Here is a 14,751-nt window from a genome sequence, read left to right as displayed (position 1 = left end):
AAGCACCGATGAGGCGAAGGCCGCCGTGACCGGCGCGCAGGCACCGGCGCGGTGGCCTCCGACGTCACAGCCGCGAGGGCACGGGGGTGGCCGTCGACGCTGTGACCTGCGGCCCCTCGGGCACTCCGCCCGGGGGGCCCTCAGCGTGCTCGGTTACAGTGGCGCCCTGATGAACGCGCGGCACACCACGAACGGCACCGACGGCACGGCCCCTCTGTTGCGTCTGCATCTCTTCGGCGGATTCCGGGCGACCCGCGACGGCGGGCCCGCGCTCGCCGAACGCTGGCCGCGCCCCGGCGCCCGCGCCCTGGTGAAGCTGCTCGCCGTGGTTCCCGGGCACAGCCTCCATCGCGAACAGACCATGGACGTCTGCTGGCCCGACGCCGACCCGCAGGCCGCGGCCGGCAGTCTGCGGGTCGCCCTGCATGCCGCGCGCCGCGCGCTGGAACCCGAACTGGCCCCACGCGCCGCCTCGTCCTATCTGGTCGCCGACGGGGCGATGCTCCGGCTCGACCCCGCGACCGTCTGGATAGACGCCGACCATGCCGAGTCGGCGGCCGAGAGCGCCCTCGCCTCCGACGACCCGGCACAACTGGATCGGGCGCTGCGGGAGTTCACCGGCGAGCTGTTGCCGGAGGACCGGTACGCGACCTGGGCCCAGCCGCGCCGCGACCGGCTCGCCAGGCTGCGCGAGGAGACGCTGCTCGCCCTGGCCGTCGCCCACCTCGAACGCGGCGCGCCGCACGAGGCCGTGGCCGTCGCCGAACAGGTCCTCGCGGCCAGCCCCGCCGAGGAACTCGCCCACCGCGTCCTGATCGACGCCTACACGCGGCAGGGGCTGCGGCGGCGGGCGGTCCGTCAGTATCACGTATGCCGGGAGGCACTCGACACCGAACTGGGCGTGCGTCCGGGCCCGGAGACGGAGCGGCTGCACCGGGCCGCGCTCGCCGCCCGGCCCCCGGCGACGCCGTCCGCGCCCTCCCTGCCCGCGGCCCTGCGCGGCCGGGCGGGCGCGCCGCTGCGGGGGCGCGACGATCTGCTGCGCCGGCTGCTCGTGGCCGAGGGGACACCCGTACGACTGCTGACCGGCGAGGCGGGCGTGGGCAAGACCCGGCTGGTCGCCGAGGCGGCGCGACGGGCCGGGGCCTCGGGCAGCGCCGTGCTGTGGGGCGGCGGCCACGACGCGGAGGGGCACACGCCCTACGGGGCGTTCGCCGAGGCCCTGGACGGCTGGCTGGCCGGGCGGGACGCCGCCGAACGGGCCCGCGCCGGCACCGAGCATCCCGAACTGGCCTCCTTTCTGCCGTCGTTGGGACGGGTCGGCGACGGTGTCGAGCGCAGCCCCGAGGAGGAACGTGACCGGCTCTTCCGCGCTACGGCGGCTCTGCTCGGTGAACTGGCCGCCGCGCACCCGGTGCTGATGGTCCTCGACGATCTGCACGCCGCCGACACCGGCTCGTTCCAGCTGCTGAGCCATCTGGCCCGGCGCTCGGCGGACACGGGGACCCGCCTGCGGTTCCTGGTGACCTGCCGGGAGGAGGAACTGCCCGGCGGCGACCCGCGCAGGAGCGGCCTGGCGGCACTGCTGCGGCAGGGACTCGCCACCCGCGAGGAGGTGGAGCGTCTGGACCGCGCGGCCTGTCTGGCGGTGGCGGCGGACGCCGTGGCTCGGGCCGCCGTGGCTCGGGGCGCGGGGACGCGGAGGGGAGCGGACGCATCGGACCCGGACGGCGCGCCGCATCCGGGCGGGCCGACCGGGCCGGACGTCGGGCCGGACGTCGGGCCGGACGAGAGACTGCGCCGGGTGTGGGAACTCTCCCTGGGCAACCCGCTGTTCGCCGTCGAGCTGGCCCGCGGTCTGGCCGAGGGCGGCCCCGACGCCGTCGCGCCGGACGGGGTACGTCAGCTGGTCGCCGAGCGGCTCGGACGGCTCGACCAGGACACCCGCCGCGTCGTCGAGGCGCTGTCCGCGGCCGGCGGTGAGGCCGCCCTGTCCGAGCTGCTCGACGTCGCCGAGCACGGGCTGCGCCCGCCGGTGGCCGGGGCGGCCGCCGCCGACGCCCTGGAACGGGCGATCTCCGTCTCGCTGGTCGAGGAGCGGCATGTCGTGGTGGCCGGCCGGCCCGAGGCCGGGCTCGCCTTCCGGCATCCGGTGGTCCGGCTGACCTGCTACGAGCAGCTCACCGTCGTACGCCGACGGCAGCTGCACGCGGCGTTCGCCCAGGCCGTGCTGCGCCGCCGCCCGGACGCGGTCGACGCGCTGGCCTCCCACTTCGCCCGCGCGGACGACCCGCGCGCCGCCGAGTACCTGCGCCGGGCGGCCGAACGGGCCGCGGCCCTGTACGCCAACGACACCGCCGACCGCTACTACCGCGAACTGGTCACCCGGCTCGACGCGGACGCCGCCCAGGCGCGGCTGGCCCACAGCCTGGTCCTGGGCCGCATGGGCCACTTCACCGAGGCGGCCGAGGTACTGCGGGTCGCCCTGGCGGAGTTCCAGCGGCGCGGCGACCACGACGACACGGTGCTCGCGGCCGCGCAGCTCGCGGACACCCTCGCCAAAGCCGGTGCGACGGCGGCGGCCCAGGAGGTGCTGCGGGCCCACCCGGCGGCCGAGGCGACCGCGCCCGGACCGGCCGCCCGCCACTTCCTCGCCCTCGCCCTGGTCCGCGGCATCCTCGGCCGCTACGAGGAGGGGCACGCGTCCGCGCTGCGGGCCCTGGAGACCGCACGGCAGGTCCCCGGAACCGAGGGACAGGGACTCCAGGCCCGCTCCTACACCCAGCAGGCCCGCAACCTGGGCCTCGCGGGCCGCTTCCACGAAGCCCGGGAGGCGGCCGACCAGGCCCTCGCGCCCGCCGAGGCGTACGGCGACCCGACTCTGCTGGTCTCCGTCCTGTCGACCCTGAGGGAGAACGCGCGGCGCGCAGGCCGGCTGCGCGAGGCCGTCGATTCCGGGGAGCGGGCTCTGGCCCTCGCCGAGCGGTCCGGTGATCCGACCGCCACCGCGTTCGAGCGGGCCAACCTCGCCGAGCTGCGGCTGCTGCTGGCGGAACCCGGACCCGCGGGTGTCCTCGCCGAGGCGGCGGTGGCCGGTGCCGAACGGGACGACGCGTGGTGTCTGCCGTACGCGCTGGCGACCCTGGCCCGTGTCCGGATGCACACCGGCGCCACCGCCGAGGCCGAGGCCCTGCTGAGCCGGGCCGGCGATGCCGCCGCCGTGCCCCGGGACCGGCAGGCGGGTCACGAGGTGCGCACGGCCCGAGCCGAACTCGCCCTGCGCACCGGTCGTCCGGGCGTCGCGCTCGCCGCCCTGGAGGGCTTCGAGGAGGAGGCGCCGGTCCTGGTCGCCTGGGCCGAGCTGCTGGCGGGGCGGGCCGCTTCCGCGCTGCGGCACGCGCTTGCGGAGGTGTCACGGGCCGGGCGGACGGGGGAGCGGCTGGCCGAGGTGGAGGCGCGGATCGCCCTCGGCGTGGCCCTGTCGCGGCTCGACCGTGCCGACGAGGCGCGGGACGCCCTGGAGCGGGCCGCCGAGCTGTCCGGGCGGCTTCCGTACCCGGCCGGAACACGCCGGCTGTCCGCCGCGCGTGACCTGCTCAAGGGCGGAGAGGTCCTGGGCGGAGTGTGGCCGCCGGGCGTGCCGTCGCCGGATCCGGGACCGCTCGGAGCTCCGGACACCGCGTGAGGACGACCGGTCCGCCCGGCCGTCCGAGCGGCCCGGTCCGTGACGAGGTGTCCGGGTGGGCTGGACACCTCGGCCGGTGACGACGGGATCGGCTTCGCGTCCGGTGCCGCACCGGGAGCGGGTCCGGTCAGCCGGCCAGCGCGGCCGTCGGCCCGTCGGCGTGCGACGGGCGGGGCACGGTCAGGTGTTCCAGGAGGAGACCTTCCCTGGTGGACCAGGGGCAGATCGCCACGCTGTCGGCCTCGCACGCCTCCAGGAGCGCCTCGGCCACCAGGGCCCCGGCGAGGGACTGTTCCCCGCGGTGCCGGGAGATGCCGGGCAGCCGGCCGCGGCGGTCCGGGCTGGTGGCGGCCAGCACGTCGACCGCGGCGCGCAGGTCGGACAGGGTCAGCCGGTGCGCCGCGTGGCGCGGTGCGCCGCGGCCGGCGGCGAGTCGGGCGAGCTGGGCGAAGGTCTTGGAGGAGGCCAGGACCCGTCCGCCGCGTTCGGCCCGGGGCAACCCGGGGGCGCTGTGCAGCCGCTCGCGCAGCTGTCGCCGTACCTTCGCCAGATGTCGTTCGGAGGAGACGGTTCCGCCGGGGAGCAGGGACCGGGTGACGGCGCGGGCGCCCGACGGCAGGGAGAGCACCCGGTCCGGGGCGTGCCCGCTGCCGGCGGCGATCTCCAGGGTGCCGCCGCCGATGTCGAGGACCAGGAGCGGGCCCACCGCGGGACCGGACCACCGACGGGCGGCCACATAGGCGAGCCGCGCCTCCTCCTCGCCGGAGAGCACCCGCAGTCGTACGCCGGTGGCGCGAGCGACCCGGGTGATGACCTCGTGCCGGTTGGGCGCGTCGCGGATGACGGACGTGGCGAACGCGAAGATCTCGGAGCGGGGCAGGCACAGATCCCCGGCGAGCGTCTCCGTCACGGCCCGCTGCACGCCTCGCACGCCGAGCTCGCTCAGCCGTCCGTCCTCCTCCAGGCACTGGTGCAGGGTCAGCCGCACCTTGCGGGAGAGAACGGAGTCCATGTGGGTCGTGGGTCGGTGCCGGGCCACCGTGAGCAGCGCACTGTGGCAGCCGACGTCGAGCACTCCTGCCTGGCGCATTGCACCGCCTCGCCTTTCCCTGCCGATCGAACCGTGCCGTACGGGAAGAGAGTGCGCCTTTCGCGGCGCAAACGCTCGCACAGAACCAGGTGACACCCTACCTACTCCGAAGAGTACCTAGCGTGTCACCTACAGTTCACCTTTTAGCCATTTAGTGTTTGACTACACAACGGTGGGGCGGGCACGCGAAAGGTGCCGGCCCCAGGGCGGGACCGGCACCGGGACCGACGCCGAACGGTCAGCCGATCGTGAACCAGGTGCTGCGCGACTTCTGCCACTCGGGGTGCGTGAGGTCCTTCGCCTCGACACCGTCGCCGTACAGGTCGGCGGCGCCGTCGTCGGTGATCAGCTGGACCCGGGCGCCGGACTGGGTGAGGTCGGGGACCGCCACGATCGCCTCCCAGCCGCCCGCGTCCGTCGTCGGCAGGTCGAGCACCTTCACCGGCTGGTCGGCGGCGACACCGTCCCAGGAGTACAGCGCGTACGGGTCGCTGTTGTCGTCGGCCGCCCAGGAGCCGGCCAGGATCAGGAACTGGCCCAGGGAGTTGCGGCGGATGTCGCGGACGGCCAGGCCGCCGAGGTCCCACTGGAGCGGCGTGCCGAACGTCGCGTGGGTGCCGGAGGCGACCTTGTCCATGTTGGTCACCGGTACGACGAGGGCCTTGCCGCCGGTCTGCGGCGGCACCAGCGGGGCGCGGAAGCCGACGTAGGCCGTGGTGGTGCTGCCGCTGGCGAACTCCAGGCCCTCGACGTTGAATCCGTCGATCGACTTGGGGATCGAGCCGTCAGCGGTGCCCTTCGCGAAGCCGAAGCGGTTGCCGTTGGCCTTGTCCCACGCCACGAGGTCGTCGCGCAGGGTGTGGCCGCCCGTGCCGAAGGTCAGCGCGGTGGAGGCGCCGGAACCGGTCAGCTTGGTGGTGAAGACGGTGTTGCGGTCCGCCTTGTAGACGCCGTCCTTGTTGTTGCCGAGGGAGCCGGTCCAGTAGACGGTGTCGCCGACGAGGGTGGCGCCTTCGATGTCCACCTCCTTGTCGGCGTTGAGCGCGCTGTCGAGGTCCCAGGTCTTCACGGGCGCACCGGAGGCGCTGCCGTCGTACAGCCGCAGGGTGTTGTCCTCGTCGTTGCCGACGAGGACGTAGCCGCCGCCCACGGAGACCGCGGCGGAGGCGTCGCTGGCGCCGGTGAGGTAGCGGGCGTCGGTGGAGTACTGCACGGCGGGCGACGCGGCGTAGTGCAGGGTGGTGGTCGCCGTCTTGCCGCCCAGGCCCGTGACCGTCAGCGTGAGGTCGGTGTACCCCCGGCCCAGGGCGTTCACGGCCACCGTGCGGGTGCCGGCGGTCCCGGTGACCGTGACGCCGGTGGTCGCGGCGACGGCGGACTTGGTGGTCTTCGTCGCGGCCACGGTGAGCGCGGAGGCGTCGGCGCCGCTCTGGGCGACGGTCACGGTGACGGTCGGGTCGCCGGTGGCCCCGACGGCGCCGGAGAGGTAGGCCGTGGACAGCTTGATCGTCGGCGTGCCGTAGCTCGCGGCGTGCACGGGCAGGGCGCTCGCGGCGCCCGACAGCAGCACGGTGGCGGCGGCGAGCGCCACCCTGCGGACGGACTGCGGGGAGACGGCGGATATCGACTGCACAGTCGGTTCCCTTCGGCGACACGGCTCGGTGCGGTCGGCCAAGGAAGGCCGGCGCCGTCGAGCAGAGTTCAGCGCGCCGCCCAACGCCGGACCGCGGCAACCGGTCGGGAAGACGAACAACGGCCGACAGATGATCTTCGTGGCCAGGGACGCCGAAGACCGCGGCATCCCGTGCTCCGGGATGCCGCGGTCTCGGTCCGCCGGACCGTCAGTTCAGCGGTTCAGCAGCTCGGTTCGGCTCGGTTCGGCTCGGTTCAACCGTCGGACTCCGCGGACGGGATGTAGGCACCCGGCACGTCCTCGGGCAGGAAGATCCGCGCCTCGCCGGGGTACGGCTTCGCCCAGTCGTGCGTCTGGTACCACGTGAAGTGGTTCAGCTGCGCGGGGTTGGCGAAGTCGGGCACGGCACGGGTCCCCGTCAGCCGCTGGTGCGACTTCCAGGTGTCCCACGCCTTCGCGACCGCCACCTCGGCCGCCGGCACGATCGCCTTCGGCGCGGCCGCCGCGGTCGGGTCCTGCGGCGCCGGGGTGTCCACCCCGCAGGAGGGCGGCGTGCTCAGACCCGCGGTCAGCGAGGTCCGGTTGGGCAGCGCCTCGAACGGCGTGTAGTCCGGCTTCGGACTGAACGCCGCGCGCATCGGGTCGGCCGCGCTGTCCTTCTGGTTCATCGGGTGGATCCCGAGGATCTGCTCGATGGTCCGGATCATCGTGATCTGCGTGTAGTAGTGGCTGTCGACGACGCCGTGCCGGGCCCAGGGACTGATGATCTGGATCGGGGCGCGGTGGCCGTCGACATGGTCGAGACCGGCCTGGGAGTCGTCCTCGACCACGAAGATCGCCGAGTCCTTCCAGTACTTGCTGTGCGAGATCTCGTCGACGATCCGGCCGGTCGCGAGGTCGTTGTCGGCGACCTGGGCCGCCGCGTTCGCCGGTCCGCCGGTGTGGTCGCTGGAGAGCCAGAACATGTTCAGGTTCGCCGGACCGTTCTTCTCGAAGTCCTGCTTCCAGATCTCGGCGCGGTAGATGTCCGGGATGCTGGTGTCGAACTTCGGGAAGCCGGGCACCGACACGCTGTTGAGCGACGGGATCGGCGAGGACGAGTTCAGCGCGTAGGCGGTGCTCTGCCCGGTCGCGCCCATGTTCTTCGCGTCGCAGTACAGGTTCTGCCAGCTCGCGCCCGACGGTTTGGTCAGGAACTGCTGGAACTCGCCGAAGTCCCGCACGGACTTGCCGACCGCCTGCGCCCCGGTCCACAGGAACCCGGTCCGCTGATGGCCCAGCGCGTCGTCCTCGGTGTCGTAACTGCGCAGGTACTCACCGGCCGAGGACTCGGTGTACTCCGGATTGTCCGCCTGCATCAGCCAGTTGTGGCCCTCGGCGGAGTTCGTGCCGATGTCGTACGTGTTGTCGTAGAGGCCGAACCGCTCGGCCAGGGCGTGCTGGTTCGGCGTCACGTTCTCGCCGAACTCGGCCAGCGCGGGCGCGCCGTTGCCCTGCGGAAGGTCGCCGAAGAGCTGGTCGTAGGTGCGGTTCTCCTTGACGATCAGGAAGACGTGCTTGATCGTCGACGGGTCGCCGAGCCGTACCGGGACCGGTACCGGCCTCGCCTTGCCGTGGCCCTTGGCGAGGGTGACCGCGCGGCCGGTCCAGCCGTTCTGCCGGAACACCTTGGCGGTCTCGGAACGGATGACCCGGTCGCTCGGCAGGGTGAACCGCGTCAGGCTGGACGTGGTGTCGTGCGTGCCGTGCCCGGCGCTGCTGGTGGGCCGACGGGCGTCGATCCCCCGGGTGTTGGAGACCACGACCGAGTCGCCGACGGTGGCGATCTCGGCGGGGAAGTAGTCCGTCGGGAGCAGGCCGACGTAACCGACCGGCTCCTGCGGGGAGGTGTACCGGTAGACGGCGACCGCGTTGGCGCGGCCGAGCGTCACCAGCAGACGGCCGTCGCCGGTGAGCGTCACCGCGTCGGGCTCGTAGCCCACCGACGCCTCCGGCCACGGCCGGGTGGCGATGGTCTGTACGACCTTGTCGCGGGCGGTGTCGATGACCGACACGTCGTTGGTGGCGGTGTCGGTGACGAACACCGCGCCCTTCGCCGCGTAGACGGCGGTCGGATGCAGGCCGACGTCGATGCTCCTGACGGCGGCGGCGGGGTCCGCCAGGTCGATGACGCTGACCGTGCCGGTGGTGGTGGCCGCGGTGACCGGGTCGGCCGGCACCTGGGTGTTGTACGAGTTGATCGTGGTGTCGCCGGGCTGCGCCGGGCGCCCGCCCTCGTTGCTCACGTAGAGCTTGCCGCCGACCTCGGCGATGCCGCGCGGGGCGTTGCCCACGGCCCAGCTCTGCCGGACGGTCCCGGTCGCCGCGTCGATCGCGACCACCCGGTTCTGCCCGTTGACCGCGGAGTACACGGTGGACCCGTCGGGCGAGAACACGGCTTGGGCCGCCAGGGCGTGCCGGGCCCCGTCCGCCGGGATCCGCACGGACGTCGGGCTCGCGAGGGTGCCGTCCGCGTTCACGGTGAACCGGGTGTAGCCGTCGGTCTGGCCGAGCCACAGCTGGGTGCCGTCGGGGGAGTACGCCGGAGCCTCCTGCCCCACGGCGTTGCTGCTGATGCGCAGGTCGGCCGACGTGGAGGTGCCGACGAGCTGCTGCACCTTCCAGCTCTTGAGGTCCACGAGGGCCAGCGCCATCCCGCCGTCGGCGACCGAGGCCGCGAGGTGGGTGCCGTCCGGGCTGACCGCGGACGACATGATCTTGCCGTTGTTCACGACCAGACGGTCGCCGTAGGGGGCGATGTACTGGTCGCTGGAGACGACCTGGCCCCGAGCGGTGACCTGGCCGACCTGGTCGGTGCCGAACTGGTGGGTCTGGGCGAAGGCGGTGCCCGCGGCCGCCACGGCGACCGCGGTGAGGCCCGCGGTCACGAACGTGATCCGGCGACCGACGGGTCTGCCGAGAACGACGAAGGAGCCTCTCTTCTCGTCGTGCCGCCGCCGGCGCGTTACCTGCATGGGCTCATCCCTTCGGCGTGGTGGAGAGCAGCTCGACATTGCCGTCGAACTGCCACAGCGGGTTCGGCGCGTCCCCCGTCGGGGTCCGCACCAGGAAGTAGCCGTTCACTTCCTTCGGTCCGTCACCGTCGGCCATGTACCGCCCGTCCGAGGTGAGGTCGAGCTGGTAGATCGCCGTCCCAGGGGCCTGGACGCCCGGGAGATGCCAGGTGACGACGCAGCGCCAGTCGTTGCCCGGCCCCTCGGCGGCGCCGCGGCCGGCGCCCTTGTCGCACGCGGCCGTGACCCGCAACTGCGCCTCGGTGACGGCGGGGCGGTTCAGCTGCTCCGTCTGGAGGCGGTACAGATGCGCGAACGCCGTGGCGACCGACCGCTGGACCTTGCCCTGGTCGATCCCGGAACCCATGGACGGCCTCGCCACGGCGACCGCCACGACCGTGAGGACCAGCAGGCAGACCGGCGGGAGCACGCCGAGGGTCAGCGCGCGGCGCCCCGGACCGTCGTAGGACGGGTTGGTGAAGTCGCGCCGCAGGAAGAGGAGGTACGCCAGCACGGTGGCGGTCACCGCCCACACCAGGCTGACCGTGACGCCGACGAGGAGCGGGCCGAGCTGCGCCGGGCTGGTGAACAGTCCGCTCCAGGCGATGAACGCATAGCCGGGCAGGGCGAGCCGCACGGTCACGGGCAGCGGGAGCATCTGGGCGAGCTGCATCGTGAGCGCGACCAGCGCGGGCAGCAGCAGCCCCATCGGCGAGCGCCCCAGCGCGACCGATCCGAGCAGTCCGATCGCGGCCAGGGCCAGGGTCGGCGCGAGCGCGCACACCCAGGCGAGAAGGACCTCGCCGACGGCGTCCGAAGGGGCCAGCACATGCCCGTCGAGGCCGATCAGCGGCTGGTCGCCGACCGCCACCAGCCCGCCGACCGTGCTGGAGCACGCCATCCCCGTCACCAGCAGCACGATGACGGTGAGACTGGCCAGCGCCTTCGCCGCGAAGATGCGCCGGGGCGAGCGGACCGCCACCAGCAGATGACGCCAGGTGCCGAGCCGGTCCTCGGAGGCGAACACGTCACCGGCGACCACCGACGTCAGCAACGGCAGTGCCCAGGTGCCCGCGAACCCGAGCACCACCAGCGGCCCGGCCCACCCCGTGGCGTGCATCCAGCGGCCGAAGAGGGTGTCGGAGGGAAGCGTGCTCTGTCGGCTCACCGCCGCGACGAACAGCGCCGGCGCGATCCAGCAGGCCAGCACCAGCAGCCGGATCCGCCACTGGGCGACCAGCTTGACCAGTTCGAAGCGGAAGCCGCGCGCCACCGGGACACCGCGGATCCTGCCCGAGTCGCCGCTGTCGCCCGCCCGGTCGTCGGCCGGGGTACCGGCGGCGGCCGGGTCCGCGGCAGCGGCGTCGGTGGTCATCGGTCGGCCTCCTGCTGTTCGGTGAGGGCCAGGAACGCGGCCTCCAGCGGCGACACCACGGGAGCCAGCTCGCGCACCGCGATGCCCGCCCGCACGATCCGCGCCACCAGGACGTCGAGCGCGGGCACCAGCGCGCTGACGACGAACGCCTCGGCCCCGTACCGCGCCGTGCCGCCGCGCTGCGCGGGCACGGTGTGCGGGGTGGGGGCGCCGTGCTGTGGGGGAACGGTTGGTGAGGATGTGGGTGTGCCGTGCTGTGCGGGGACGGTGGGCGGGGGCGTGGGTGTGCCGTGCTGTGCGGGAACGATGCCCGGCGGTGCGGGCGCGTTGTGCCGTGCCGCCGCGGCGGTCGGTGTTCCGCCGTCGTCGACGACCGCGATGCCGGGCGTGCTCAGGGCCAGCGCGCGGGCGGCCCGCGGGTCGGAGGTGAGCAGCCGGTAGTCGAGTTCACGGCTCTCGGCGGCCAGTTTGCCCAGCGGACCGGAGAAGACGACCCGCCCGGTGGCCAGCAGGGTGACGTCCGAGCACAACGCCTCGACGTCGTCCATGCGGTGACTCGACAGCACGATGCCGGTCCCGTCAGCGGCGAGCCGGGTGAGGACCCGGTGCACATGCCGCTTCCCGGCGGGGTCGAGGCCGTTGGAGGGTTCGTCGAGCACGAGCAGCCTGGGCCTGGTGAGCAGGGCGGCGGCGAGCCCGAGCCGCTGCCGCATGCCGAGGGAGAAGCCGCGGGCCCGGTCGTCGGCGACATCGGTGAGCCCGACCTGGTCGAGCACGTCGTCGATCCCCGCCGTCCGCGCCGTCCGGCCACGCAGGGCGGCCAGCGCCGCGAGGTTCTGCCGGGCGGTGAGCGCGGGGTAGAGACCGGGGCCGTCCACGAATCCGGCGACCCCGTCGGGAACGGCGAGCGCCCGGCCGACCGGCGTGCCCAGCACCTCCAGGCGGCCGCTGTCGGCGACGGCCAGGCCCAGCAGGAGGCCGAGCAGGGTCGTCTTCCCGGCGCCGTTCGGTCCGACCAGGCCGTGGATCTGCCCCTGCGCCACATCCAGGTCGACGCCGTCGAGTGCGACGACGTCACCGAAGTATCGGGTGATCCCACGAGCCCGGACTGCAAGAAGAGTGTCCATAGCCCCCTCCGTCAAAACCCTCAGGAAACATAGAGACACCACACAGCGCGTGCAGGCACCACGAGTTGAACGCTCGCGGAACGGGAGCCGACCTCCGCTCGATACGCCGATGCCTGGCCGAGGGCCGTCACCCCACCGGCCGCCACGTTCACCCGGCGCGAGGATACGGATGTTGACGGACCGTCAATTCAGGCGGCGTACCCCGTCAGCCGGACCGGCCCGGAGCGTCTTCCGCCGAGGTCTCCGAGAACTCGTACACGGCGAAGTCGGCGACCGGCAGATACCCGATCCGCCGGTAGAGACCGTTGCTGGTGGGGTTGGCCAGGTCGGCGAAGAGCACGACCTCCTTCGCGCCCGAGGCCAGGGCGGCCCGGCTCACCTCGACCGTCACCGCCCCCGCGTAGCCGCGCCCGCGCAGCCGGGCCGGGGTGTACACGGCGGTCACCCGGATCTGGCCGGCGACCATCGGAGTCGCGCCCGCCATCGAGACGGGTGTGCCGTCCGGAGTCTCCCAGAACGTGACGCCCGCGTGGGCGATGCGCGCGTCGGCCCAGGAACCGGCGTCCATGGACCCGACGTTTCCTACGGAGGCGATGAACTCGTCGTGCCAGTGCATGAGTTGCTCGCGGTCCTGGGCGCCCGCGATCCGTGCCCGGCCGGCCGGGAGCGGCTGTGCCGGGGTGAGCTCGCCGAGTCGGTACAGGCGGTGGCGCCTGCGGAGCGTCGGCGTCGCGCCGGTGTGCCGCTGCCAGGCCTCGGCGAAGACGGTGGCCGTGTCGTGGTCCGCGTCGACGCCGGGAAGGCGGTGGCCGAGGCCGGCCAGACGGGCGGCGAGGGTGTCGGCGTGCTCCGGGTCGAGCGAGGTCAGACCCAGGTTCCGGGGCGGGGTGCGGAAGAACGCGGCCCGGACCTCGCCCGCCTGCTCCAGGAGGCCGAAGACGGGAGCCTCGGCGCCGTACATGTGCATCCCGCGGACGCGCAGTGTCTCGGTCACCGTGAGCGCGACCGTGTGCAGAGCGGGGCGCGTGCGCAGGAAGTCCCCGCTCCGGGCGAGGAATTCGGCGAGGTCTGCGGTGAGGTGCCAGCCGTCCGGGCGCATGGCTCATGGTCGCACGCGGCGGGCGCGGGTAGTTGTGCGCGATGTCGATCACGTCCATGAACTGATGTGAGGTGTACAGGACATGAACAGGACTCGGTCCGTCGGGTTTCGGGAAGCGGCTCGTCCGGGTCCGGTTGCGCGCGGAGGGGTTGATGGCGAGGTGTCGAGCGGGCTGTCGCCCTCGGGGGATCGGGGTCGTCCGGCGGGCGCATCATGCCTCCGAAACCCCATTGGAACAGGGGAATTCACGATTCCGTTCAGTCGGATCCGGTCCGGAGCGAGCCGGGCGGAGGCGCGCTGGAGTGAAAAGTGATTGGGCGTACAACCATCCGGGAGTGACGGGTGTCTCAGGGTGTGAGTTCTGAGCCCATGCTGTTCGTGGGGGATTTCGCGCGCCATTTCTAGGTCATATACCTGATGGGGATTCGCATGTCTGAACGTGTTGTGACGGGCGTGGGGGCAACGCCCGTCGCCGCCCGCAGATCGTCGTCGACGGAGAGACAGTTTGTCGTCGGGCTGCGCAGGCCGTTCTCCTCGCTCGCCCCGGCCGGACAGCGGTCGGGAACCGGCGCGGCGGAAGCGAAGCGCGCCACCGCGGGCGGACGGGGGAGCGGACGGCTGTACGCCATCGACGGGCTGCGCCTGCTGGCCGCCCTGATGGTGGCGGTGCATCACTACGCGGGCACCTGGCGGGTCGACCAGCCGGCCAACCTGATCTGGAACAGGCCGGTGTCCGACATCATGCCCACGGTGTTCCGCTTCGGCGCCTACGGCTGGATCGGCGTCGAGATCTTCTTCGTGATCAGCGGCTTCGTGATCTGCATGTCGTGCTGGGGCCGCACCCCGCGGCAGTTCTTCGTCTCCCGGGTCATCCGGCTGTATCCCGCCTACTGGGTCGCCATCGTGGTCACCACGGCCGTCCTGGTGAGCCTGCCGGGAGTGTGGGAACGGCAGCGGACCCGCGAGATACTGCTCAACTTCACCATGTTGCAGTCCGGTTCGGGTGTGTCGAACATCGACGGCGTGTACTGGACCCTCTGGTCCGAACTGCGCTTCTATCTGCTGTTCCTGGCCGTCGTCGCCACCGGGCTGACCTACCGCAAGGTCGTGGTGTTCTGCTGTGTGTGGGGGGCCGCCGCGATGATCGCCCCGGCCTCCGGTTTCCGTCTGCTGGTGCTGGTGGCCAACCCGCAGGGCGCCTGGTACTTCATCGCCGGTCTGGCGCTCTATCTCATGCACCGCTTCGGCCAGGACCTGCTGCTGTGGGGCATCCTCGGTATGGCGTGGCTGATGGGCCAACTGGAGCTGGGCCACCGGATCGACCAGGTCGAGCGCGTCTCCGGATGGCGGGGCAGCGTACTGATCTTCAGTGTGTTCCTGCTGGTCATGGTGGCGATCGCGCTCGGTCTGACCGACCGCGTCCACGGCAGGTGGCTGGTCACCGCGGGCGCTCTGACCTACCCCTTCTACCTGATGCACTACGCGGCCGGTACCACGGTGATCAACCGGCTGCGGGACACCATGGACGCCCGGCTGCTGGTCGTGACCGTCATCGCCGGATTCCTGGCGCTGAGCTGGCTGGTGCACCGGCTGGTCGAACGACCGCTCGCGCGACTGCTGAAGAGGGGCCTGGACACGTCGTTCGCGCGACTGCGCAACGCCGGGAACACGGCCTGACCCGGGCGAGGT

Annotated in this window: 8 protein-coding genes; 2 read left to right on the top strand and 6 right to left on the bottom strand. The window is 72.9% G+C overall.

The genetic code is table 11. From position 1 onward, the window contains the following. The first annotated feature begins 145 nt into the window (after nt 1-145). Nucleotides 146-3,685: an ATP-binding protein gene (locus tag FNH09_RS06725; RefSeq protein ID WP_420802743.1), complete on the top strand. Its 3,540-nt coding sequence runs from the start codon at nt 146-148 to the stop codon at nt 3,683-3,685. 127 nt (nt 3,686-3,812) lie between these two features. On the opposite strand, the gene FNH09_RS06720 is transcribed toward FNH09_RS06725, so the two are convergent. The 6 genes from FNH09_RS06720 to FNH09_RS06695 form a co-directional block, all read right to left on the bottom strand. Next, nucleotides 3,813-4,775 carry a Ppx/GppA phosphatase family protein gene (locus FNH09_RS06720; protein ID WP_152885825.1) on the bottom strand — a complete coding sequence of 321 codons (963 nt, stop codon included), beginning with the start codon at nt 4,773-4,775 and terminating at the stop codon, nt 3,813-3,815. 238 nt (nt 4,776-5,013) lie between these two features. Next, nucleotides 5,014-6,408 (bottom strand): hypothetical protein, encoded by a 1,395-nt coding sequence (locus FNH09_RS06715; protein ID WP_420802742.1) that lies wholly within the window; start codon nt 6,406-6,408, stop codon nt 5,014-5,016. 254 nt (nt 6,409-6,662) lie between these two features. Then, complete coding sequence (locus FNH09_RS06710) at nt 6,663-9,422, bottom strand: bifunctional YncE family protein/alkaline phosphatase family protein (RefSeq protein WP_152885824.1); 2,760 nt, start codon at nt 9,420-9,422, stop codon at nt 6,663-6,665. A 4-nt stretch (nt 9,423-9,426) separates the two neighbouring features. Beyond that, nucleotides 9,427-10,836: an ABC transporter permease gene (locus tag FNH09_RS06705; protein WP_152885823.1), complete on the bottom strand. Its 1,410-nt coding sequence runs from the start codon at nt 10,834-10,836 to the stop codon at nt 9,427-9,429. Continuing rightward, nucleotides 10,833-11,963 carry an ABC transporter ATP-binding protein gene (locus FNH09_RS06700; protein ID WP_152885822.1) on the bottom strand — a complete coding sequence of 377 codons (1,131 nt, stop codon included), beginning with the start codon at nt 11,961-11,963 and terminating at the stop codon, nt 10,833-10,835. The genes FNH09_RS06705 and FNH09_RS06700 overlap by 4 nt, the downstream gene beginning before the upstream one ends. Before the next feature lie 205 nt (nt 11,964-12,168). Further along, nucleotides 12,169-13,062: a GNAT family N-acetyltransferase gene (locus FNH09_RS06695; RefSeq protein WP_152885821.1), complete on the bottom strand. Its 894-nt coding sequence runs from the start codon at nt 13,060-13,062 to the stop codon at nt 12,169-12,171. Between the two features lie 429 nt (nt 13,063-13,491). Between FNH09_RS06695 and FNH09_RS06690 the strand changes: the two genes are divergently transcribed. Further along, the gene (locus tag FNH09_RS06690; RefSeq protein ID WP_152885820.1) at nt 13,492-14,739 is read left to right on the top strand and encodes an acyltransferase family protein; all 1,248 of its coding nucleotides are present in this window, start codon (nt 13,492-13,494) and stop codon (nt 14,737-14,739) included. Nucleotides 14,740-14,751 lie beyond the last annotated feature (12 nt).

Source organism: Streptomyces adustus (assembly GCF_009377175.1).
Taxonomy (GTDB): Bacteria; Actinomycetota; Actinomycetes; order Streptomycetales; family Streptomycetaceae; genus Streptomyces; species Streptomyces adustus.
Note: the sequence above shows the minus strand (reverse complement) of the source record. Positions and strands in the feature narration are given on the sequence as shown.